21 protein-coding genes are annotated in these 21,521 nt (G+C 63.4%); 13 read left to right on the forward strand and 8 right to left on the reverse strand.

The window, feature by feature from the left end; genetic code table 11:
* The first annotated feature begins 23 nt into the window (after positions 1-23).
* The 11 genes from RMO95_RS06385 (at position 24) to RMO95_RS06435 (ending at position 10,882) form a co-directional block, all read left to right on the forward strand.
* Positions 24-2,507, forward strand: a complete 2,484-nt coding sequence (locus RMO95_RS06385; protein WP_310449762.1) for a glycogen/starch/alpha-glucan phosphorylase — start codon at positions 24-26, stop codon at positions 2,505-2,507.
* A gap of 1,662 nt (positions 2,508-4,169) precedes the next feature.
* Complete coding sequence (locus tag RMO95_RS06390; protein ID WP_310449763.1) at positions 4,170-4,904, forward strand: hypothetical protein; 735 nt, start codon at positions 4,170-4,172, stop codon at positions 4,902-4,904.
* Between the two features lie 78 nt (positions 4,905-4,982).
* Positions 4,983-6,347 (forward strand): hypothetical protein, encoded by a 1,365-nt coding sequence (locus RMO95_RS06395; protein WP_310449764.1) that lies wholly within the window; start codon positions 4,983-4,985, stop codon positions 6,345-6,347.
* A gap of 139 nt (positions 6,348-6,486) precedes the next feature.
* Positions 6,487-6,900, forward strand: coding sequence for a hypothetical protein (locus RMO95_RS06400; protein WP_310449765.1), 414 nt, complete (start codon positions 6,487-6,489; stop codon positions 6,898-6,900).
* A gap of 353 nt (positions 6,901-7,253) precedes the next feature.
* On the forward strand, positions 7,254-7,547 hold the full coding sequence (locus RMO95_RS06405) for a toxin (protein WP_310449766.1): 294 nt from the start codon (positions 7,254-7,256) through the stop codon (positions 7,545-7,547).
* Entirely contained in the window at positions 7,534-7,857 is a 324-nt protein-coding gene (locus RMO95_RS06410) for a hypothetical protein (protein ID WP_310449767.1), read from the forward strand. The genes RMO95_RS06405 and RMO95_RS06410 overlap by 14 nt, the downstream gene beginning before the upstream one ends.
* 239 nt (positions 7,858-8,096) lie before the next feature.
* Positions 8,097-8,456, forward strand: a complete 360-nt coding sequence (locus RMO95_RS06415) for a DNA-binding protein (protein WP_310449768.1) — start codon at positions 8,097-8,099, stop codon at positions 8,454-8,456.
* A gap of 53 nt (positions 8,457-8,509) precedes the next feature.
* On the forward strand, positions 8,510-8,947 hold the full coding sequence (locus RMO95_RS06420; RefSeq protein WP_310449769.1) for a VOC family protein: 438 nt from the start codon (positions 8,510-8,512) through the stop codon (positions 8,945-8,947).
* Between the two features lie 163 nt (positions 8,948-9,110).
* Complete coding sequence (locus tag RMO95_RS06425; protein WP_310449770.1) at positions 9,111-9,740, forward strand: LysE family translocator; 630 nt, start codon at positions 9,111-9,113, stop codon at positions 9,738-9,740.
* 112 nt (positions 9,741-9,852) lie between these two features.
* A complete protein-coding gene (locus RMO95_RS06430) occupies positions 9,853-10,500 on the forward strand; it encodes a 2-hydroxychromene-2-carboxylate isomerase (protein ID WP_310449771.1) in 648 nt (215 codons plus the stop codon).
* A gap of 106 nt (positions 10,501-10,606) precedes the next feature.
* Positions 10,607-10,882, forward strand: a complete 276-nt coding sequence (locus tag RMO95_RS06435) for a DUF4339 domain-containing protein (protein ID WP_310449772.1) — start codon at positions 10,607-10,609, stop codon at positions 10,880-10,882.
* A 49-nt stretch (positions 10,883-10,931) separates the two neighbouring features.
* Here RMO95_RS06435 and RMO95_RS06440 read toward each other — a convergent pair whose 3' ends face one another.
* From RMO95_RS06440 to RMO95_RS06460, 5 genes are read right to left on the reverse strand one after another with little or no spacing between them, the layout of a single operon-like run.
* Positions 10,932-11,390: a TerB family tellurite resistance protein gene (locus tag RMO95_RS06440; RefSeq protein ID WP_310449773.1), complete on the reverse strand. Its 459-nt coding sequence runs from the start codon at positions 11,388-11,390 to the stop codon at positions 10,932-10,934.
* Positions 11,391-11,405: 15 nt separating this feature from the next.
* Positions 11,406-12,473 (reverse strand): lipocalin-like domain-containing protein, encoded by a 1,068-nt coding sequence (locus RMO95_RS06445; RefSeq protein WP_310449774.1) that lies wholly within the window; start codon positions 12,471-12,473, stop codon positions 11,406-11,408.
* A gap of 8 nt (positions 12,474-12,481) precedes the next feature.
* Positions 12,482-15,061, reverse strand: coding sequence for an FtsX-like permease family protein (locus RMO95_RS06450; RefSeq protein WP_310449775.1), 2,580 nt, complete (start codon positions 15,059-15,061; stop codon positions 12,482-12,484).
* Between the two features lie 43 nt (positions 15,062-15,104).
* Positions 15,105-15,767, reverse strand: coding sequence for an ABC transporter ATP-binding protein (locus tag RMO95_RS06455; RefSeq protein WP_310449776.1), 663 nt, complete (start codon positions 15,765-15,767; stop codon positions 15,105-15,107).
* Positions 15,768-15,787: 20 nt separating this feature from the next.
* Positions 15,788-16,162, reverse strand: a complete 375-nt coding sequence (locus RMO95_RS06460) for a hypothetical protein (protein ID WP_310449777.1) — start codon at positions 16,160-16,162, stop codon at positions 15,788-15,790.
* Between the two features lie 169 nt (positions 16,163-16,331).
* Between RMO95_RS06460 and RMO95_RS06465 the strand changes: the two genes are divergently transcribed.
* Positions 16,332-18,119, forward strand: coding sequence for a GspE/PulE family protein (locus tag RMO95_RS06465; RefSeq protein ID WP_310449778.1), 1,788 nt, complete (start codon positions 16,332-16,334; stop codon positions 18,117-18,119).
* 191 nt (positions 18,120-18,310) lie between these two features.
* Positions 18,311-18,592 (forward strand): hypothetical protein, encoded by a 282-nt coding sequence (locus RMO95_RS06470; RefSeq protein ID WP_310449779.1) that lies wholly within the window; start codon positions 18,311-18,313, stop codon positions 18,590-18,592.
* A 39-nt stretch (positions 18,593-18,631) separates the two neighbouring features.
* On the opposite strand, the gene RMO95_RS06475 is transcribed toward RMO95_RS06470, so the two are convergent.
* Genes RMO95_RS06475 through RMO95_RS06485 form a run of 3 tightly spaced genes read right to left on the reverse strand, consistent with a single transcriptional unit; the run spans position 18,632 to position 21,364 of the window.
* The gene (locus tag RMO95_RS06475; protein WP_310449780.1) at positions 18,632-19,315 is read right to left on the reverse strand and encodes a hypothetical protein; all 684 of its coding nucleotides are present in this window, start codon (positions 19,313-19,315) and stop codon (positions 18,632-18,634) included.
* Positions 19,316-19,336: 21 nt separating this feature from the next.
* Complete coding sequence (locus tag RMO95_RS06480; RefSeq protein ID WP_310449781.1) at positions 19,337-20,509, reverse strand: VWA domain-containing protein; 1,173 nt, start codon at positions 20,507-20,509, stop codon at positions 19,337-19,339.
* 12 nt (positions 20,510-20,521) lie between these two features.
* Positions 20,522-21,364 (reverse strand): MoxR family ATPase, encoded by an 843-nt coding sequence (locus tag RMO95_RS06485; RefSeq protein ID WP_310449782.1) that lies wholly within the window; start codon positions 21,362-21,364, stop codon positions 20,522-20,524.
* Positions 21,365-21,521 lie beyond the last annotated feature (157 nt).

A 21,521-nucleotide genomic window follows, 5' to 3' on the forward strand; every position in this document is an offset into this window, starting at 1 on the left:
TCGTATTGTTCAGGGAGCCCGCCATGAAGAAGCCAGCCGCACTGCCCGAGCTCGACCATCCCGCTCTCGACGCCGCCTCGATCCGGCGCTCGCTGGTCCATCGCCTGGTCTACACCATCGGCAAGGACCCGATCACCGCCACCGACCGCGACTGGTTCTACGCCGCTGCCGCGGTGCTGCGCGAACGCATGATCGAGCGCTGGATGGAAACCATGCGCAGCTACTACGTCGAGGACCGCAAGCGCGTCTATTACCTCTCGATGGAATTTCTCATGGGCCGCACCATGGTGAACTCCATGCTCAACATCTGCTGCGACAAGGAGTTCATGGACGCGCTGGAGGCGGTGATCGGCATCGGCCTCAAGCCGGACGACATCCGCGAAATGGAGCAGGACGCGGCGCTGGGCAACGGCGGCCTGGGGCGGCTGGCGGCCTGCTTCCTCGATTCGATGGCGACCATGGGCGTCGCCGGCTACGGCTACGGCATCCGCTACGAATACGGCATGTTCCACCAGGGCATCGAGGACGGCCAGCAGGTCGAGCACCCCGACAACTGGCTGCGCTACGGCAACCCCTGGGAGTTCCCGCGCCCCGAGGTGCTGTACCAGGTGAAGTTCCACGGCCGCGTGGTGGACTTTGCCGACGAGCACGGCAAGAAGCATTTCCAGTGGGTGGATACCGACGACGTCATGGCCATGGCCTACGACTACCCGATTCCCGGCTATGACACAGGCACGGTGAACAACATGCGGCTGTGGGCGGCCAAGGCCAGCCGCGACTTCGACCTCAAGTATTTCAACGAGGGCAACTACATCCGCGCGGTGGAGGACAAGAACGATTCGGAAAACCTGTCCAAGGTGCTCTACCCCGACGACACCACCGAGATGGGCCGCGAGCTGCGCCTCAAGCAGCAGTACTTCTTCGTCTCCGCCTCGCTGCAGGACATGCTCTACCGCTTCACCAAGTCGGGCACGCCGCTCGACGCGCTGCCGGACAAGGTGGCGATACAGCTCAACGACACCCATCCGTCGATCGCCGTGGCCGAACTGATGCGCATCCTGATGGACCTGCACCAGATCGACTGGGCGCGGGCCTGGAACATCACCACGCGCACCTTCGCCTACACCAACCACACGCTGATGCCCGAGGCGCTGGAAACCTGGCCGGTGCCGCTGTTCGAGCGCGTGCTGCCGCGCCATCTGCAGATCATCTACGAGATCAACCACCGTTTCCTCAAGGACGTGATGCACCACTACCCCGGCGACCCGGCGCTGTGGCAGCGCATGTCGCTGATCGACGAGGCCAAGGGCAAACGCATCCGCATGGCGCACCTGGCCATCGTCGGCAGCCACAAGGTTAATGGCGTCGCCGCGATCCACACCCGCCTGATGAAGGAAACCATCTTCGCCGACTTCCACCGCCTGTGGCCCGACCGGATCGTCAACATGACCAATGGCGTGACGCCGCGGCGCTGGCTCAACCAGGCCAACCCGGCGCTGTCGAAACTCATCAGCGGCCATCTCGGCAAAGGCTGGCTCAAGGATCTCGACCAGTTGCGGCAATTGACGCCGCTGGCCGCCGACGCCGGCTTCCGCGACGAGTTCGTGCGCGTCAAGCGCGCCAACAAGGCCCGTCTGGCGCAGGTGGTCGACAAGCGGCTCGGCATCCGGCTCGATCCGGATTCGCTGTTCGACGTGCAGATCAAGCGCATCCACGAATACAAGCGCCAGCTGCTCAACGTGCTGCATGTCATCACGCTCTACAACCGCCTGCGCGCCGGCGGCGACGCGCCGCCGCGCAGCGTGATCTTCGGCGGCAAGGCGGCGCCCGGCTACCGCATGGCCAAGCTGATCATCCGCCTGATCAACGACGTCGCCGACATCGTGAACAACGACCCGCTGATGAAGGATCGGCTCAAGGTCGTTTTCATCCCCAACTACGACGTCTCCAACGCCGAGATCATCATCCCCGCCGCCGACCTCTCGGAGCAGATCTCCACCGCCGGCACCGAAGCCTCGGGCACCGGCAACATGAAGCTGGCGCTGAACGGCGCGCTGACCATCGGCACCCTCGACGGCGCCAACGTCGAGATCCGCAACGAAGTCGGGCCGGAAAACATTTTCATCTTCGGCCTCACCGCCGACGAAGTCGCGCAGACCTACGCCGCCGGCCACCGGCCCTGGGACTATTACAACGGCAACGGCGAACTGCGGCAGACCCTGGACATGCTGCGCGACGGCTTCTTCGCGCCCGAAGAGCGCGAGCGCTACAAGCCGGTCTTCGACAACCTGACCGCCAACGGCGACCATTACCTGCTGCTCGCCGACTATGCCGCCTACATCGCCTGCCAGGAGCAGGTCGGCGCCCTCTACGGCGACCCGGCGGCCTGGGTGCAGAAATCCATCCTCAACGTCGCCGGCATGGGCCAGTTCTCCTCCGACCGCACCATAGGCCAGTACGCGAAAACCATCTGGAACGTCGAAGCCGTGCCGCGCCCGCTGGGCTGAGGTGGGTCAAGAGTTGGCGCTGGCGGCACGGCGATTGCCGCAGCGCAATAGTGCGGCGTCATTGCCAGCGGCGTTGCGGCCGATTATGCTGTCGAAAAAATGCCCGCAGCGTTGCGGGAAGAGGGGAGAAATGGACATGACCACTGCAACCGCCGGACGCCGGCTGCCGCGATCGCCAGCCGCAAGAGAATTCACGCTGGGCGGTTCCGTGCTGGGGCAGATCGGGCGCGGCGCGCGGCCAGCGCAAACTTTGGTCGCTGCCCCAGGCGGCCGTGCGCAAGCTGAAACTCGATAATCGCGTCGTTCCAGAAAATGCCTAGATATGGCAAACAACCCATCTCCACATATGGAAACAAACTGCCATATCTGGCAAGTATTCGAAGGTGCCGACTTCACGTTGGGGCTCAACATCGTGAGCGTGTTTCGTCTTCCGCGTTTCGTAACTCCCGTTGTCCCATGGCGCACGCTCGTAGCATGCTCGTCGCCGTGCCACCAGCGCCGACTTTCACGCTCCCGCCAAACCCGAGTACAGCTCTCGGTGTCGTCGGCATCGGCCTGCTCAAAGTCTCTCGCGTTGGCAATGTCCTGTACGCCAGTCAGTTGTTGGCTGGCGCCTGAGGGCGCGAAACCCATGGAATGCCAACGCCATCGCCCATCCTTGGCCAAAGACAAAGAGCGCGCGCTTGGCTCATGGCCGGTGGTTTCGCGCCGCTCTTCCGCGCGTCGTCGCACGCCTGCGGCTTCGCTCTTTGCCGTAGCTTCGCTTGGTGCCGCCTCGGTCAGGCGGGAGGCTTCTTTCCCTCGTACCGTTTTGGCCCCAACCCGGCTGTCAACACGGGCGTTGCGCGATGAAGCCGCGCAGCGCCGGTTACATTCATGTGTGCGCCGGGCATGGCGCGTTACTTCGTCGGTGAAAGTCCGATGGCCAGGTATTGCAGAGCCGAAGGCAAGGAGAAGGGTATGGGCGTCGCCGCGAGGCGGGGTCTGAAGGAAGCCCAATCCAAAGCTGCGGGACGATGAACAAAAACCGGATAGGAGGCGTGATGCACTCGGGACGAGCGGGCACGTGACCGCGAAGTCCTCCATCTGCGGCAGTTGAGTGCATTTTGTAAATCCGGCGTCTATGCAGTGAAGGTAACGCGTCTTACCCCGGGATATCTCCCCGGTGCTTCGGAGGATCGAAGCTGGGCATCTGGCAACGGATGCTGAATACCGTGGAGAAGTCAGCAGAAGGCATAGTAATTGGAAGGCAGGCAACGCTAATGAGGCACTGCAATGTTGAAAGACGCAGCCCCGGATATGCACGAGCGGCAAAGCTGACCAATGAAGGCCCGAACGGTGCCCCGAGAGGGGATTGAAAGAGAGGAGAAGTCGCTTGCCAAGGAACCGCGGTATTGCATTCGGCGAGTCCATTGAGCGCAAGCCTCATGGCTGGAATGAAACCGACGTTGGTGCGGTAGGAGATGACGCTCCGGTTGAATGGCGCGGTGGTATGCTTCCCGCCATGCCAAACGACTTAATCTGCCGAACCGCCGGATACGTGACCCGTACGTCCGGTGGTGTGGGAGGGGGGGGCCGTGAGGCTTTCCCCTATCCCGATTGGGCCATGGTTACCTCTCCAGTCGTGACCTTAATTAGTGAATTGGGAGTGAAAGGGAAAACATGAAAACATATCTTCAAGTCATCACACCCATAAGCTTCATAATTGTCCTAACTGGTGCCATCGTCACGTCGCCTGCAATGGCGGCAGATAGGGGCGAAGGCGGTTGCAGCATCACTCCGAATGCTCCCATCTACTCTAATTCCAAGAGTAACGACGTGGTCGGCACTGTAGATGTCGGCGATTGCGTCGCCGGGATTACCATGCTGGGTTGGGGGATGGGCGCTACAGAGCCGCGATTTGACCAAGAATACGGTCGAGTCCATGTCGCCTTTCTGCCTGACAAGAACAGCAATGCTTATCAACGTCAGGGCTGGATGAATCCCGGAGACCTGACCAGGTTCACGTACGAGTGTGGTTGCGGCGGAACCAGACGGACCGGTGAGACATGCTCGCCGTTTGCAAGCCAGGGCATATTGAACATCGTCTTCAATACCTGTTTCAAGGAAGCGCGGGACAAGAAGAAAGCCGAGATGCTCAATCAGGGCACGGTAACACCGGCATCAACCTCAAAAAGCAACGGCAACGCGAAGCGGGCCGAGACGGCCCTCCGGAACGACGACATCCTTTCCCTTGTGAAAGTCGGGTTGGATGACAAGCTAATCATCTCAAAAATCCAAGCTGCCGAAGCGACCGACTTCGATCTCTCCACTGAAGGCATCGTCGCCCTTAAGACAACAGGGGTCTCGAACGCTGTCATCAACACGATGATGAACCGAGCCGACAAAAAGAGGTAACAGATGCAAGGGAAATAAAGGGGGCAACCTACGCAAACGTTGGGCCTCTCAAACCTCTATTGATAAGGAGCAAGCAAAATGAAGGTAGGTTCGGCTGTTCGTGGTGTTCTTGGTGTGGTCTTTGCATTTGCTGCTTCTCTAGCCCATGCAGACCAGATGGGTGAACTATGCACAACGCTTAATACAGCGCGAAACAATCAAGGGGCACTAAATCGGCAAATTGCGAAAGAGAGCAATCCTCTTAAGCAAAATTCACTTCAGCAACAGATTCGACAAATCAATCAGCAACGAGAAGCGTATTTGAATAACTTCTTGATTGCCAATCATCGTCAGTTCACCAATTTCACTGGCGTGGTCTCCAGCTTTGAGGTTATGCATTACAACGTCGGACCGGGTGTCATGTTAGGAATATCCCTTCCATGCGAGATCAACATTGCCTTTCAATTTATCGAAATAACAAATCCAGCGTGGGGAAAATTCGACCCTGAAAGCCAGTCATCGCTCCAAAAATGGAGAACGGCTCTCGAAAATATCGTAAAAGGGGATTCAGTAACGTTCAGCGGGCGATTTGTCCCCAACAAAGGCATGACCTTTGCTGTATTAACCGAACTTAGAAAAAGAGGGGGGGTAGCTTACAGCGTTCCAGATGAGCAAGTATTGAGGGAGAACGCCCGTCGTGAGGACGAATTGCGGAAAGACAAAATCATCCAAGGTATCGCCAGTCAACTGTCCGGAAAATGGTCTGGAGAATGGGAATTGGGGGGAATAGTGAATCCGATGGCAACAAATAAAGCGACTTTTAACCTTGACTTAACAAGGAATGGATCGGTTATCACAGGCACGTATTATGAAAGAGGCGGGAGTTCCAATATAAGTGGAAGTGTAGACGGAAGACAAATCAATTTTGGCTACAAATATAGTGATGGCAGCAGTAGAAAGTTTGTAGGCGCTATAAGTGCTACCGGTGAAGTATCAGGTAAATGGGACCAAAAGAATGGTTCAGGAACTTGGAAGATGGTTAAGAAATCCTCTCCAGCGGAACCGAGCAACAGCTCGACGACAGCGCAACAATCCGAGGGCGGTGTCGTCGCCGGGGCATCTAGTACTACTGGGGCGGCACCGCCATCAGAGATTAGCGAGGTAGTTCGAAGAGATTGCTTGAGGATGAATGGCAATAGCGTTTTCGTTAATCATTGCGGTTTTGCAATTGGCGTAACTTGGTGTTATACGATGGGAAAGCCGGAGTGGGATGATGAAACCTATCAAAACAAATTCGCTAATTGGAGTTACCTGAAAAACACGTGCAGGTATGGGCGGCAGTACGAATCTCCATCAATTCCACCCGGTGGAGGTTTCGCATTCCCAACGATTGGAAAGCCTGAAAGCCCAGACGGCCGCGCTAGTGCAGGACTGCAATTTGTACGAGCAGTTAAGTTGCCCTAGCGGCCCAACACTGCGCTCCAGGGGGCGCTGCGCGATAAAGCCGCGCAGCGCCCCTGAGCTTGAACGTTGGGCGTCAAGATGAGCGCCGCCTGTCGCTCGGATATTTCAGGCAACTTTTTACATCAAAGGGAGAAGCAAAATGGAAACAGAAGTTGCAGCGCAATCCACAGAACAAGAGTTTGTGAGCAATCCATTTGGCACAGTGACAAACAAGCGCGTGGTCTATTTCCGCAACAAAGGATGGTTTAGTGGTGGTTCGAGGCAGGACATACCTTTGAAGCACGTAACTTCTGTTCGTCTTGATACTTCTCGAAGCGTTGCTGGCGGAATTGTACTGTTGCTGATCGGCCTTGGCCTCCTAGCAGCAGACGGTGGCATAAAGGTTGTCGGCATCGTCGTTGTCGCCCTAGCCGTGCTACTTCTGTGGGGATCGCCCTCTGTAGTTGTCAACACGGCGGGGAACGATCTCAATGTAGCAAAGGGATTCCCTTGGCTTAGGGGAGAGGCAAATGCGTTCGTTGAGGCGCTCCGTAAACAACTGTTTCACGAATAGACGCCCAACCCGGCAGGCCACCGGACTGCTGCGCGATAAAGCCGCGCAGCGCCGGTGACTTCTACGTACAAGGGCTTCCCCACTTTATGCAAGCGTTTTGAAGCTTTTGTCTTGAGCTAAACGGGTCAGCTTCGACATAAGCGACCAAAGGTCAGCTTCGGTTCGGTTTGAGCGCCATTGATCGTTCCTCAAGAGTTGGCGCTGGCGACACGGCGAACAGGTCGAGCCTGGAAGGTTCAACGCGTTTAATCGCAATATGGCCGCGCAGCGCCAGCTACTTTGAACGTTTGGCGTTTGAAGCGACATGCCTGCAGTGTGGTGACAAAAGGCACACAGTCGCGTAGACTGTTTTTATGAAACCATTTCGCTGGAGCCCGGAGAAGAACGAGGCCGTCAAAGCAGAGCGGGGTATTTCGTTTGAGAGCATTGTTGTATCAATCGAAGCCGGTGGCTTGCTGGACATCCTGGCTCACCCGAACCAGGCGAAATACCCCAGACAGCGCGTTCTCGTAGTCGCGTGCGACAGCTACGCCTATTTGGTGCCGTTTGTCGAAGAGGAAGAGTATTTCTTCCTCAAGACCGTGATCCCGAGCCGCAAGGCAACGAGGGACTATTTGAATCAAGGTGAAACCGATGCCGAAAATTGACGCTTACGAACATGAAGTCCTCGCCGCCTTTGAAAAAGGCCAATTGAAGTCCGTTGCCACGAAGGTCGAGTTGGCGAAATTCAAGGCAGCAGCGCGCGCCACGGCGATCAAGGATAGGCGGGTCAACATTCGCCTGTCGTCTGGCGATTTGAGCGACATTCAAGTCAAGGCGCTCGAAGAAGGTGTGCCGTACCAAACGCTTATCGCCAGCGTCCTCCACAAGTACGTTACGGGCCGTCTGGCTGAACCGAGCGCCACCAAGCAATCCAGTCGCTCCGCAACAAAGCGCCGCGTTTCGTCTGGTAGCTGAATTGGCTTTGGTACTGACGCCCAACACTGCGGCCTGAGTGCAGAAGGCTATCCTCAACGTCGCCGGCATGGGCCAGTTCTCCTCCGGTCGCACCATAGGCCAGTATGCGAGAACCATCTGCAACGTCGAGGCCGTGCCGCATCCGCTGGGCTGAGCCGGGTCAAGAGTTGGCGCTGGCGACACGGCGAAAAGCTGATTGACGATTTTTTGCGTGAGGTCGAAGACTGGAGGGCAGGACGATGAGGACCGCAAGCATCCGTATCCGCAAGGCCGACGCGTCGCTGAAGGCGGTGCCTGCCGGCTTCCTTTCGGCTTGGAACAGCGGGAAATACAAGGGCGAGCATTTCGATTTCGAATCGCCTGCCGCCTTGTTCCGCGTTCTCACGCCCAAGCGCTGGGAACTGATCGAGTGCCTGCAAAACACCGGACCGCTCGGTGTGCGTGCCCTGGCGCGTGCCTTGGGCCGCGATGTGAAGCGGGTTCATGACGACGCCTCGGCGATGGTCGAGATCGGCATGGTGGAAAAAACGGACGACGGCAAACTCGTTGTGCCCTTCGATGAAATCCGCGCGGACTTCGTGATGAAGTCCGCGGCTTGACCGCCGGCAAGCGGCAAAGTGAATCCGGTGAGCGGAAGCGGAGTGGAGCCTGCATGACCATGACCGAAGTCACCGGCATCGACCATATCTTCATCGCAGTCGCCGACCTGGATCGATCGGAGACGTTCTACGACCGCGTCTTCATCCAGGCGCTGGGCTTTCGCAAGAACACATTCACCCTGGGCGGCGATTCCCACATCCAGTACTTCAATCGCCACTTCGGCTACGTGCTGCGCCCGGCGCGCAGCGGGAGCACGCACGATTCCTGCGCGCCGGGGCTGCACCACCTCTGCCTCCGTGTCGATACGGCGGCAGATGTCGCCGCCGTATCCGCGCGGCTGCGCGGTTTGGGCATCGACGCCTCGGAGGCCAAGCTCTACCCGGAGTACGCTGCGGATTATTGGGCGACCTTCTTCACCGATCCCGATGGCGTGCGCCTCGAAGTCACGAACTATCGCCAGGAGCGGCGGGAACGCCACGACAAGTGGTGAATGGCCGCGGCAAGGGGACCGGTTCCAGGAAATTGGACCCAGGCTCGGATAACATGCATGGCTTACCCAGCAGGTGATACGGCGTGGCAGGTAGCACCCTGATCCATCTGCGTTAATCGGCGAAATTTGCGGATCAAATGCTTTTTGTAGGTTCAATCGAATCATGCAAGATCTGACTGCCCTGTTCGGTATCCTCGCGGCGCTTACCGTAGGTGTCGTGAGCCCTGGCCCCAGCTTCGTGATGGTCGCGCGGACCGCTGTCTGCGCTTCCCGGCGCGAGGGCATTGCTGCAGCGCTCGGCATGGGGGCGGGCGGCGTCGTGTTCGCCGTCGCCGCGTTGTTCGGCCTGCACGCGCTGCTGCTTGCGGTGCCGTCGCTCTACCTCGTGCTCAAGCTGATCGGCGGCCTCTATCTGGCGTATCTGGGCTACCGCATCTGGGCGTCCGCGGAACGTCCGCTGATGATCGGGAACCTCGCCGAACGGTCGGCCACCCGGACCACACGGGCGCTGGCATTGGGCTTCACGACGCAGATCAGCAATCCGAAGACGGCGATCGTTTACGCCAGCGTCTTCGCCGCCTTCCTGCCCGGCGCGCAGTCGCTGGCATTCGACGTCACGCTGGTCGTGCTGGTGTTCCTGGTCGAGGCCGGGTGGTACGCGCTGGTGGCGCTGGCCCTGGCGTCGGCACAACCGCGCGGCGTTTATCTGCGCTGCAAGACCGGGGTGGATCGCCTGGCCGGCGGCGTCATGATCGGACTCGGGCTCAAGCTCGCGTCGTCGGTGCAGCGCTGAAGAGTTGGTGCTGACGGCACGGCGGAGTGCTTGCCGCGGAACGCGTGGCTTCCGGTTTTGACCCGGGCTTAAGATGTTCGCGGCCCGATTGCGCCGATCCCGGAGAAGACCCATGCGCCCATCCATTCCCGCTCGCTGGTATTTCGACCTCGTCTCGCCGTTTGCCTATCTGCACCTCAAGCGCTTCGGCGAGCTGCATCCGGCGCTCGACGTCGAACCGGTGCCGGTGCTGTTCGCCGGCCTGCTCAAGCATTGGGACAACAAGGGGCCGGCGGAGCTGGCGCCCAAGCGCCTGCATACCTATCGCAGCTGCGTGTGGGCCGCCGCGCAGCATGGCATACCGTTTCGCATGCCGCCGCGCCATCCCTTCAATCCGCTGCATGCCATGCGCCTGCTGGTCGCGCTGGGCAGCCCGCGCGCCGCGGTCGACGCGGCCTTCGATTTTGTCTTCGGCGAGGGACGCGACGTCGCCGTGGAGTGGCCGCTGTTGTGCGAGCGGCTGGGCATCGCGGCGGCCGAGGCGGCGAGCTTGATCGCGGACCCCGCGGTCAAGCAGCGACTGATCGACAACACCGCGGCGGCGGCCGCGCAGGGCGTGTTCGGCGTGCCGACCCTGGCGCTGCGCGGCGAGAACTTCTGGGGCAGCGACACGATCGCCTGGTGCAATGCCTTTGTCGACGATCCGCGGCTGTTCGCCTCGGGCGAGATGCAGCGCGTCGCTGAAATCGGGGTGGGCGCCGCGCGCAAGGAAGTGCGCTGAGGGGCCGGGTCCGCCGGGTCCGCCGGCCTATGTCGAAAGTAAGCATTGTTTGCGGCCGGGGATCGGTGTAGTCTTTTTTCGTCCCCCATGTCATGGAAACACCGCAATGAGCACCTGGTATTACTGTCGCAACGGCCAGCAGATCGGCCCGGTCGGCCTCGACGAACTCAAGGGGCTGATCGTGCGCGGGGAGCTGGACGCAAGCACCTTCGTATGGCAGGCAGGCATGAGCGAGTGGGTCAAGGTTCGCCGGCATCCGCAGTTGGCCGCGCTGGTTTCGATCCCGCCCGCGCTTCCCGCGGCGGCGTCGTGCCGGCCGCCGCCCAAGCGATCGATGCGCAGGACGATACTCGACGTCATCGGCAGCAAGCTCGGCAACTGACCGCGCCGACCCGGGAGTTGCCGCTGGCGCACCGGCAAAGCGGCGCGCCTCAGGCCTTTTCGCGCGCCCGCTGCTTGGCCGCGACGTAGTCGGCGTGCGAGACGTAGAGCAGGTCGGCGATCTTGCGCATGAAATGCTGTTCGTGCGCGTCGAGATGGCCGTCGGCGTAGGCCACCTGCCACATGTATTCGATGACCTTGGTCTTCTGCGCGGCATCGAGGCTCTTGTTGATCAGCGAGGTGAACTGGAAGTAGTCGGTGGCCTGTTTCGCTTCCTCGGCGGCCAGGGCCACGAGGCTGTCGACTTCCTGCGCGGCGAGGCCGAACTGGGTTTGCAGCGCCGTGGTCACGGCGGCAGTTTCCTCGGCGCTGATCGAGCTGTCCATGCGCATCATTTCCAGCAGCAGCGCCGCCGTGGCCAGATGCAATGCGTGGTCGGCCGCGACGCCCGAGGCGGCGACGCCCGGTTCGATCATCTGGCTGAAGAAATTCCTGATGCTGGCAATCATGCGCTTCCTTGCTCCTTATAGATTCATGCTGTTGGCGTAGCCGGTCATTTCCAGATAGCCGCGACCGCGCAGCGTACCCTCGATTATGACCAGTCCTTCCCAATAGCTGATCGGCAGCGGCCGATGGGTCGAGATTTCCTGGTCGTCGTGCACCGGCGCGGTGCGGATCGTGTGCGGCCCGCAGCGGATTTCCATCTGCACCGGGTAGCTTGCGCCGTTGCGCGGCGAAGTCCAACGGCGTAGCGGCGTGAAGCTGACCTCACGGGTGCCGAACTGCGTCAGGCGGCCGTCGGCGTCGCGCAGGGCGGCATGGGCATACACGCTGGCGCCGGCGCCATCGCGGATGCGGAAGGCCATCAGCGCGCCGCCATCGACGAGGTTGATGCCGATCCAGTCCCAGCCGACGCTGCCGGGCCCGAGCACTTCGCTCGACCATTCGTGGTCGAACCAGGCGCGCCCCATCGCCGCCAGGCGCCGGCCGTCGAGGGTGACGCTGCCGGACACCTGCAGTTGCGGCCAGCTCACGTAATGGCTGGCCAGCGCCGGCTGCGGCCCCTTCTGCGACCAGCCGCCTTCGCCTTGCAGCAGCAGCGCTTGCGTGGGCTTCAGCAGCAGTTCGAAGGCGAAGGCGGCGTCGTGCACCGCGAGGCGCAGGCTTTGGTCCGGCCCCGCGCCGCTGCGCTGCATCTGCCAGGCGCCGATATGCACGTCGCAATCCGTGGCGGAAAACCCGGCGCCGAGATTGGCACGGGCGGCGCGCTCGGCGTGCAGCAGCCCGGCGCCGGGCCGCGTGACGGCGGCATGGGCGAACAGGATCTGGCTCGCCGCAATCGGCGATCGCAGGCTTTCCGCGCGGCCCGGCCGGCTGCGGAAGAAGGTCAGCTGAAAGCCCATGTCGCGCTCGGGCAGGTCCAGCGCGCCGGTGACATACCACCACTCGGTGCGGAACTCGGGATGGGCGCCGTGATCGCGCGGAAAGGCCAGGCGCGTGCTGCGGCTGGCCGCCGCATAGCGCACGGCATCCCCGGCCGCGGCGAGTGCCGGCAGCAACAGCGGTGTCAGCAGGAAATCGCGGCGTTTCATCGTGCTGCCTACTGCGCGCTGGCCAGCACCTGGGCCGCCGGCAGGCGCGTGGCCAGGCGTGCGGCGAAGCGGCTGGCAATGACGCCGGCGACCAGGGTCAGCGCGGCGCCGAGCAGCACCTGCAGCCATGGCACGGTCAGCTCCATGCGCCAGTGGAAGGCCTGCGGGTTGACCACATGGGTCAGGATCGCGCCGATCGCGACGCCGCAGGCCAGCCCCAGCCCCAGGCCGATGCCGGCGATCAGGGCGCCTTCGAACATCACGGCGCGCGTCAGCATGGCGCGGTCGAAACCCAGCGCGGAGAGCGTCGCCAGTTCGCGCGCGCGCAGCCAGACGCTGGCGGCCAGCGTCACCGCCAGGCCGAATAGGCCGATCAGCATGGCGGCCGCCTCCAGCGCGTAGGTGACGGCAAAGCTCTTGTCGAAAATCGACAGGCTCACGGCGCGTATTTCGCTGCTTTCGGCGATATCCAGGCCGTAGCCGGCCGCGTGCGCGGCGAGCCAGGCCTTCGCCGCCGCTTCCTCGCCGCGGCGCGGCCACAGCGCCAGATCGCTGACTTCGAACTGCCCGCCGAGCGCGATGTAGTCATCGCTGGCGATCACCACGGCGCCGAACTGGCGCGAGTAATCGCGCCAGACGCCGCCGATCACGGTATCGACCTCGCGTCCGAGCAGCGGCAGCCGCAGTGTCCGGCCCGGCGCCAGGCGATACAGTTCCTGCATCGGTTCGCTGATCCAGACCGGCACGCGATCGGCCGCCACGGCGACCACCGGGCCGGTGAAGGGCAGGCGCGCGGCCGCGTCGGCGCGCTGCATTTGGCGCACCAGCAGCACCACGGCCGGGCGTTGCGGATCGAGGCTCAGCGCGCCGTGGGCGGTGCGCTCGATCCTGGCGAACGGCGCGGCGCCCTGTTCCAGCGCCGCGAGCAGTTCCTGCGGCAGCGGCATGCCCTTGCTGCGCACGTACAGCGGCGCCGGCAGCACCGCGTCCAGCCACTGATCGACGGCGAGACGGAAGCTCGACACCATGGTCACCATGCTGACGGTCAGCGCAAAGCTGACGATCAGCCCGCTGGCGGCGACCTGCGCCATCAGCGGCGCCTGCACGATGTTCTGCACCGCGACGCGCTGCGGCGCCGACAGGGCGCGGCGGGCGAAGGCGCCGAAGACGATTTGCGTCAGCGGCGGCGCGGCGGCGATGCCCAGCACCAGCACCAGCGCGATCGCGCCATAACCGGCCAGCGGCAGTTCGTAGAACGCCGGCAGGCGCGTCAGCCCGAGCGCCGCCAGGGCCAGCAGCGCGATGGCGATCAGCACGCTGCGGCGCGGCCTTGCGTCGAGGCCGTGCACCGCCGGCGGCCGCTGCGCGAAGCCGGTCCTCAGCGCCTGCGCCAGCGGCTGCACGCGATTGAGCCAGGCCGGATACAGCGCGCCGGCCAGGCTCGCGGCGCAGCCCAGGGCAAAGAAGCCGAGGCTCGGCAGCAGTCGGGCCTCGATCACCGGCGTGCTGCCGGAGAAGAATCCGCCGCCGAGGTCGCCGCCCATCACGCGCGTGAAGGCCAGAGCCAGGCCGTAGCCCAGCGCCAGCCCCAGCGCGGCTCCCGGCATGCCGATGGCGAGACCCTCGAACAGCACCTGCAGCAGGCGCATGCGCGGCGATAGGCCGAGCACGCCGAGCAGGGCGAACTGGGTCGAGCGCTGCGCCACGGCCGTCAGCTGTGTCGCGAACACCAGGAAGGCTCCGGTGAGCAAGGCCACCAGCGCCAGCACGTTCAGATTGACGCGATAGGCGCGCGAAATGTTCGAGACCCGCTGCGTGTCGTCCGCCGCCGCGCGCAATGTCAGCCCGGCGGGCAGGCGGCCGGCCCAGGTCTCCAGCCAGCTCGCCAGCCGGGTGCCGGGCATCAGGCGCAGGCGGCCTTCGCTGACCGCGTCCGGCGGGCCGAAACGCGCCTGCACCCAGGCGATGTCGGCCACCAGCAACAGGTCGTCGGGCCGCGCCGCCGGCAGGTCGCCGACGATACGCGTGCGCCAGCGCGCATCGCCGCGCGTCAGCGTGACGCCAGCGCCAACTTTCAATTGGAGGCGCGACAGCAATGCCGGCGAGGCATGCACGCCGTCTTCGAACATGCCGGCCCCGCTGCTGTCCTGGCGCGGCAGCAGCTTGGGCATCACCGCGGCGGCGCTGAAAATGTCGAGGCCGATCAGCTTGACCGGTGCCGCCGCGCGGCCCGCTGCGTGGTCGGCTGTGCGGTCGGCTGCGTAGTCGGCTGTGCGGTCGACCCGCACCCGGGTTTCGATCACCGGCGCGACGATCGCCACGGCCGGGTCGCGCGCGATTTCATTGATCAGCGCCAGCGGCACCCGGCCGGCGTTGTCCTTCGCGGCGAGCACCGCATCCGGCTCGCCCTGCACGCTTTTCATGGCCTGCGAGAAATCCGCCAGCGCTGCCGTGTTGATCAGGTGGATCGCATAGCCCAGCGCCACGCCGAGCGCGATGGCCAGCATCGACAGCGCCGTCGCCGTGCGCCGCGTCATGAACTGGGCACGGATCAGCCACCACGACAGTCGCCACGCCGGGCGGCTCATGGTGAAAAGAAGTTCAATCTGTGGACCAATGGTTTCTGCAATTTCATTGCAGCCCCTCAGGCGTCAGCGTCAGGATGCGGTCGCAGCGCTGCGCGACGTGCTGCGAGTGGGTCACGATCAGGGCGCTGGCGTGCTCTTCGCGCACGCGTTCGAGCAGCAGCGCCAGCACTTCGTCGGCGGTGCGCGGATCGAGGTTGCCGGTCGGCTCGTCGGCCAGGATCAGCGCGGGCCGATGCACCAGCGCGCGGGCGATGGCCACGCGCTGCAACTCGCCGCCCGACAGCGACGGCGGCCAGCGTTGGGCGAAGCCGGCCAGGCCGACGCGCGCCAGCAGCGCCTCGATGCGCGCCCGGTGCTCGCCGGGCGCGATGCCGGACAGCAGCAGCGGCACCGCGATGTTCTGCGCCACGGTGAGCGTCGGCAGGACGTGGAAGGCCTGGAACACGAAGCCGATGCTGGCGGCCCGCAGCGCCGCGCGCGCCGCCTCGTCGAGGCGCGCGATGTCGCGCGCCTCGCGGCCGATCAGGATCGCGCCGCGGTCGGCCGGTTCCAGCCCGGCGATGCAGTTCAGCAAGGTGCTCTTGCCGACGCCGGATTCGCCGACCAGGGCGACGATTTCGCCGGCGGCGACGGTAAAGGCCAGCTCGTCGAACACCGCACGCGCGGCATTCGGGTGACGCTTCGACAGATGGGTGACGGTCAGCATGCGGGAATTTTACGGGGCAATCAGGCAGCGGCCGGACGCTTCCTCGCCGTCTTCGGCGGCTGCTGGTCGCGCAGGCATTGCCTGAGTTCATTGCCGGCTTTGCCGCGGCAGATTTCCGCGGCTCTTTGCCCGGCCGCGCAGCGCGGCGGATCCTGGCTGCGGCGGCAATCGACCGGCGGCATGTGGGCGGCGAGACAGGCCTGCTTGTCCGCGCTGCGCTTCGCGGCGCAGACCTTCAGCGCCGCCAGGCGCGCCTCGCAGCGCACCGGATCGCGCGCCCTGGCGCAGGGCTCCGCGGCGGAGTGGGCGAAGGGCTGGGCGAGGGGCTGGGCAAGAGCTTGGGCGAGGAGCGGCAGCGCTAGCAGCGCGCCGGCGAGGCCGAGCAGTCCGTGCATGGGTGTCTCCTGTTGATCTTGCCGTTCGTGCCGGCATCATAGCCCGGCGTTGAGGCGGAGCCGGGTTGTCGGCTATAGTTCGCCGTGTCGCCATCCGCTACGGCGAGGAGAGCGTTTCCTGCTCGACCGCCCTGTAGCGCAGGGGCCTTATCAGCGCCAACTCTCCGCCATGAACCAAGCTCCGCCCAAGGAACACCGGCTGACCCTGCCGGAAACGGTCGATGCCCTCGTTGCCGACGGGCTGATCGCGGCCGATGACGCGGGCCGCTTCAAGCAGGAGCGGCGCTATTACAAGGGCGACACGCACCCCCTGATTGTGATCGCCGAGCAACGCTGGAAGTCGCTGCAGCCGCCGCACCGGGTGCTCGACCTGGACGGCCTGACGCAATGGCTGGCGCAATGGTGCGGGCTCGACTACCTGCATATTGATCCGCTGAAGATCAATTTCTCGGCCGTGACCGATGTCATGAGCAATTCCTATGCGACGCGCTTTCGCATCCTGCCGGTCGAGGTCAAGGCCCACGAGGTGGTGATCGCCACCGCCGAGCCCTTCCAGCGCGCGTGGGAAGCCGAGATGCAGCCGATCCTGCGCAAGACCATCCGCCGCGTCATCAGCAATCCGGACGACATCACGCGCTACCAGGTCGAGTTCTACAACCTGGCCAAGTCGATCAAGGGCGCCATGGGCCGCGGCGACGTCGCCGGCGGCGCCTCGAACTTCGAGCAACTGGTCGAGCTGGGCAAGAGCAACAAGCAGTTCGACGCCAACGACCAGCACATCGTCACCATCGTCGATTGGCTCTGGCAATACGCTTTCGAACAGCGCGCTTCGGACATCCACGTCGAGCCGCGGCGCGACCTGGGCATCGTGCGCTTCCGCATCGACGGCGTGCTGCATCAGGTGTACCAGATCCCGATGGCGGTGCTCAACGCCATGACCAGCCGCATCAAGATCCTCGGCCGCATGGACGTGGTGGAAAAGCGCCGCCCGCAGGACGGCCGCATCAAGACCCGCACGCCGGACGGGCAGGAGGTCGAGCTGCGCCTGGCGACACTGCCGACGGTATTCGGCGAAAAGCTGGTGATGCGGATTTTCGATCCGGAGGTGCTGGTTCGCGACTTCTCCGAACTCGGCTTTGCCGAGGAGGAGTCGACGCTGTGGCGCGACATGTCGTCGCAACCCAACGGCATCATCCTGGTGACGGGGCCGACCGGCAGCGGCAAGACCGTGACGCTGTACTCGACGCTGAAGACGCTGGCCACGCCGGAAGTGAATGTGTGCACCCTGGAAGACCCGATCGAGATGATCGAGCCCTCGTTCAACCAGGTGCAGATCCTGCCCGACATCGGCATGGACTTCGCCGAGGGCATCCGCTCGCTGATGCGGCAGGATCCCGACATCATCATGGTCGGCGAGATCCGCGACCTGAAGACCGCCGACATGGCCATCCAGGCGGCCCTGACCGGCCACCTGGTGCTGTCCACGCTGCACACCAACGACGCGCCGTCGGCGATGACGCGGCTGATCGAACTCGGCGTGCCGCCCTACATGCTCTCGGCAACCGTGCTCGGGGTCATGGCGCAACGCCTGATCCGCACGCTGTGCCCGCACTGCAAGCAACCCGGCGGCTTGCGCGCCGAGGACGAGGAGGCCTGGACCGCGCTGGTGGCGCCCTGGAAATCCACCATGCCGACCCAGATCTATCGTCCGGCGGGTTGCCTCGAATGCCGCATGACCGGCTACAAGGGGCGCGTCGGAATCTACGAGATCATGCCGATGTCGGCCGAGATCAAGAAGCTCGTGGGCAACGGCGCCGAACTCGCCAAGCTGCGCGAGCAGGCCATGCGCGAAGGCATGAAGCCGCTGCGCATTGCGGGGGCCAAGAAAGTCGCGGCGGGATTGACCACCATCGCGGAAATCATCAAGGTCGCGCCGCCGATGTTCGAGCCGGCTTGAGCCGGGGACCGGCCGCCCCGCATACCGATTTCCGGTAGCGACAATACCGGGACTGCGGTATTCGCAGAATCCGTCCGGAGGGTATCTTGGGGCCAATGCATTTGCTTTGGCGCGATCCCGGCGGCCCTGCCGCAATCGCCGGCAGGGTATCGAGCGCAGCTGAAGATTCATCCACAGGTAAGGAGAAAGCCATGGTGGCGATGATTCCCGAAACGCCTCCCGATTTCGATCGCACGCGGATCATCGAGCGTCCCGACGGTTTTTACTGGCAGGACGTGGAAAGCGACGATGAGTTTGGCCCATTCCCGACCTTGGTCGAGGCGGTTGCCGACATGGAATTCAACGCGGCATCCGACTACGAGCCGGGCGAGTCGCTGGAGCAGGCCGAGAGCGAAGTCGGCTTATCGGAGTGGGTCGATCCCGACACCGGGGAACTCGCCGAGAACGGAACTCCGCGGCTCGAGCAGCATTGATCCGGCTGCCGCAATGATGCCGCGCGGCGCCGGCTCTGTTCAGTACTTCGGCCCGCCCTGGCCGTAGAACGGCGGCCAGCGGCCGACCAGGGCTTCGAGCAGCTTGAGTTCGTCGTCGCTGTGGTTGATGACCGCGGCCGGCACCATCATCTTCGGCATCTTCATGTCGTTGTGCACGTACATCGGCTTGTCGTGGTGCGTGGTGCTGTAGGTTTCGCGTTCCTGCGGCGCGGCGCTGGGCGTCAGTTCGACCTCGCCGTAGCAGAGGCAGAAGTAGGTGCGGGCATTGGCGCCAGTGCCTTCGTCCTCGATGTAGCAGCCGGTGCCGCGGATGCCGATGGTGGCGGTCGATACCTGGATCTTGCGGGTGGCGCCCTTGCCGAACACCGAAAGCAGCTTGCCGGTGACCACGCGCATCAGGTTCTGCACGGCGTCCGCACCGAAGCTGACGGTCGAACTTTCGCGCTGCAGGAAGGCGTCCTGGCCGATCACGTAGATCGCTTCGCTGCCGGGGCCGGTAATCACCGTGTCGCCAGCGCCAACTATCTGGCCTTCCTTGGCCGGCTTCGCATTCACGGTGACGCTGCCGCGCAGCTTGTGCAGGCCGGGCGCGACGGGGGCGTTGCCCTTGGCCAGGGCTTGGCCGATCAGGCCGGAGATTCCCGCGGGGCCGAGCAGGCCGGCGGCGGCGAGGGCTTTCAGTAGCTTGCGGCGTAGTTGCATGGCGCTTCCTCCTAAAGACCGCTACTTGTTCAGTTCCCTCATGGCGCGTTCAAGTCCGGCCAGCGTCAGCGGGAACATGCGGCTGTTGAAAATGGTGCGGATCAGTTCGATCGAATGGCGGTAGTCCCACAGGCGCTCGGGCTCGGGGTTGAGCCAGACCGCGCGCGGCCAGGTGTCGAGCATGCGCTGCAGCCAGACCGCGCCGGCTTCCTCGTTGGAATATTCGACCGAACCGCCGGGTTGCAGGACTTCATAGGGGCTCATGGTGGCGTCGCCGACCACCACCACCTTGTAGTCCTCGCCGTACTTGTGCATCACGTCCCACAGCGGGAAGCGCTCGCCATGGCGGCGGCGGTTGTCCTTCCAGACGTAGTCGTAGATGCAGTTGTGGAAGTAGAAATATTCCAGGTGCTTGAACTCGCTCTTGGCCGCGGAGAACAACTCCTCGCAGACCTTGATGTGGTCGTCCATCGAGCCGCCGATGTCGAGGAACAGCAGCACCTTGACCTTGTTGTGGCGCTCGGGGCGCATCTTGATGTCGAGCCAGCCGGCGTTCCTCGCCGTGCCGGCGATGGTGCCGTCCATGTCCAGCTCGTCCTCGGCGCCTTCGCGGGCAAAGCGGCGCAGCCGGCGCAGCGCGATCTTGATGTTGCGCGTGCCGAGTTCGACGGTGTCGTCGAGGTTGCGGTACTCGCGGTTTTCCCAGACCTTGATCGCGGTGCGATTGCCCGCCGATTCGCCGCCGATGCGGATGCCCTCGGGGTGGTAGCCGCCGTGGCCGAAGGGCGAGGAGCCGCCGGTGCCGATCCACTTGCTGCCGCCGGCATGGCGTTCCTTCTGCTCGGCGAGGCGTTTCTTGAATTCGTCCATCAGCTTGTCCCAGCCAAGCTTTTCCAGCTTGGCCTTTTCCTCGGGCGTCAGATGCTTTTTCATCATCATCTTCAGCCACTCTTCGGGGATGTCGGCTTCGAGGCCGGGAATCTGCGTCACGCCCTTGAAGTATTCGCCGAAGGCCTGGTCGAACTTGTCGTAGTGCGTTTCGTCCTTGACCAGACAGGTGCGGGCGAGGAAATAGAAGTCGTCGATCGAATTGCTCGCGACGTGCTCCTTCAGCGCTTCCAGCAGCGTGAGGAACTCGCGCGTCGAGACGGGGAGTTTCTTGGCCTTGAGGTGGAGGAAGAAGTCGATCAGCATCGCGGTAAGTGCTTACCGGTTGTGCTTGGCCATGAACACCAGCCGTTCGAACAGATGCACGTCCTGCTCGTTCTTCAGCAGCGCGCCGGCCAGCGGCGGCACCACGGTCTTGCGGTCCTTGGAGCGCAGGGCTTCCGGCGGGATGTCCTCGGCCACCAGCAGCTTGAGCCAGTCGATGAGTTCCGAGGTCGAGGGCTTCTTCTTCATGCCGGGCACCTCGCGCAGTTCGAAGAAGACTTCCATGGCTTCGCGCAGCAGATCCTTTTTCAGGTTGGGGAAATGCACGTCGACGATGCGCCCCATGGTGTCCTTGTCGGGGAACTTGATGTAGTGGAAGAAGCAACGGCGCAGGAAGGCGTCGGGCAGTTCCTTTTCGTTGTTCGAGGTGATGATGACGATAGGCCGCACCACGGCGCGCACGGTCTGGCGCGTCTCGTAGACGTGGAATTCCATGCGGTCGAGTTCGCGCAGCAGGTCGTTGGGGAATTCGATGTCGGCCTTGTCCACCTCGTCGATCAGGATCACCGAGGGCTTGCCCTGCTCGAAGGCCTGCCACAGCACGCCCTTGACGATGTAGTTGCTGATGTCCTTGACCTTCTCGTCGCCGAGCTGCGAATCGCGCAGGCGCGACACCGCGTCGTACTCGTAGAGGCCCTGCTGCGCCTTGGTGGTGGACTTGATGTGCCATTGCAGCAGCGGCACGCCCAGAGCGCCGGCGACTTCCTCGGCCAGCATGGTCTTGCCGGTGCCGGGCTCGCCCTTGATCAGCAGCGGGCGCTGCAGGGTGATCGCGGCGTTGACCGCGAGCATCAGGTCGGGCGTGGCAACGTAGGTGTCGGTTCCTTCAAAGCGCATGATGTTTTCTTTCAGGGTTGAAGCAAGAGATTATCCCAGAGCGGGGGTTTTGTCGCCGCGCAGTTTGCCGTAGTGCCAGCGCCGACTCTTGGCGAATTCACCGTACCGCGTAGGAGCGAGCTTGCTCGCGATGGCAGCGCTATGCGTCAAGGCATAT

Origin of the sequence: Sulfuritalea sp. (genome assembly GCF_031426875.1) — a bacterium.
GTDB lineage: Bacteria > Pseudomonadota > Gammaproteobacteria > Burkholderiales > Rhodocyclaceae > Sulfuritalea.

Bases quoted from the DNA above. Each gene is read 5' to 3' on its own strand.
- RMO95_RS06455 (WP_310449776.1), bottom strand. From the start codon at position 15,767: ATGCTGACCGTCACCCATCTGTCGAAGCGTCACCCGAATGCCGCGCGT.
- RMO95_RS06445 (WP_310449774.1), bottom strand. From the start codon at position 12,473: ATGAAACGCCGCGATTTCCTGCTGACACCGCTGTTGCTGCCGGCACTC.
- RMO95_RS06435 (WP_310449772.1), top strand. From the start codon at position 10,607: ATGAGCACCTGGTATTACTGTCGCAACGGCCAGCAGATCGGCCCGGTC.
- RMO95_RS06395 (WP_310449764.1), top strand. From the start codon at position 4,983: ATGAAGGTAGGTTCGGCTGTTCGTGGTGTTCTTGGTGTGGTCTTTGCA.
- RMO95_RS06400 (WP_310449765.1), top strand. From the start codon at position 6,487: ATGGAAACAGAAGTTGCAGCGCAATCCACAGAACAAGAGTTTGTGAGC.
- RMO95_RS06420 (WP_310449769.1), top strand. From the start codon at position 8,510: ATGACCATGACCGAAGTCACCGGCATCGACCATATCTTCATCGCAGTC.
- RMO95_RS06415 (WP_310449768.1), top strand. From the start codon at position 8,097: ATGAGGACCGCAAGCATCCGTATCCGCAAGGCCGACGCGTCGCTGAAG.
- RMO95_RS06465 (WP_310449778.1), top strand. From the start codon at position 16,332: ATGAACCAAGCTCCGCCCAAGGAACACCGGCTGACCCTGCCGGAAACG.
- RMO95_RS06460 (WP_310449777.1), bottom strand. From the start codon at position 16,162: ATGCACGGACTGCTCGGCCTCGCCGGCGCGCTGCTAGCGCTGCCGCTC.
- RMO95_RS06430 (WP_310449771.1), top strand. From the start codon at position 9,853: ATGCGCCCATCCATTCCCGCTCGCTGGTATTTCGACCTCGTCTCGCCG.
- RMO95_RS06470 (WP_310449779.1), top strand. From the start codon at position 18,311: ATGGTGGCGATGATTCCCGAAACGCCTCCCGATTTCGATCGCACGCGG.
- RMO95_RS06450 (WP_310449775.1), bottom strand. From the start codon at position 15,061: ATGAGCCGCCCGGCGTGGCGACTGTCGTGGTGGCTGATCCGTGCCCAG.
- RMO95_RS06425 (WP_310449770.1), top strand. From the start codon at position 9,111: ATGCAAGATCTGACTGCCCTGTTCGGTATCCTCGCGGCGCTTACCGTA.
- RMO95_RS06485 (WP_310449782.1), bottom strand. From the start codon at position 21,364: ATGCGCTTTGAAGGAACCGACACCTACGTTGCCACGCCCGACCTGATG.
- RMO95_RS06440 (WP_310449773.1), bottom strand. From the start codon at position 11,390: ATGATTGCCAGCATCAGGAATTTCTTCAGCCAGATGATCGAACCGGGC.
- RMO95_RS06410 (WP_310449767.1), top strand. From the start codon at position 7,534: ATGCCGAAAATTGACGCTTACGAACATGAAGTCCTCGCCGCCTTTGAA.
- RMO95_RS06385 (WP_310449762.1), top strand. From the start codon at position 24: ATGAAGAAGCCAGCCGCACTGCCCGAGCTCGACCATCCCGCTCTCGAC.
- RMO95_RS06475 (WP_310449780.1), bottom strand. From the start codon at position 19,315: ATGCAACTACGCCGCAAGCTACTGAAAGCCCTCGCCGCCGCCGGCCTG.
- RMO95_RS06405 (WP_310449766.1), top strand. From the start codon at position 7,254: ATGAAACCATTTCGCTGGAGCCCGGAGAAGAACGAGGCCGTCAAAGCA.
- RMO95_RS06390 (WP_310449763.1), top strand. From the start codon at position 4,170: ATGAAAACATATCTTCAAGTCATCACACCCATAAGCTTCATAATTGTC.
- RMO95_RS06480 (WP_310449781.1), bottom strand. From the start codon at position 20,509: ATGCTGATCGACTTCTTCCTCCACCTCAAGGCCAAGAAACTCCCCGTC.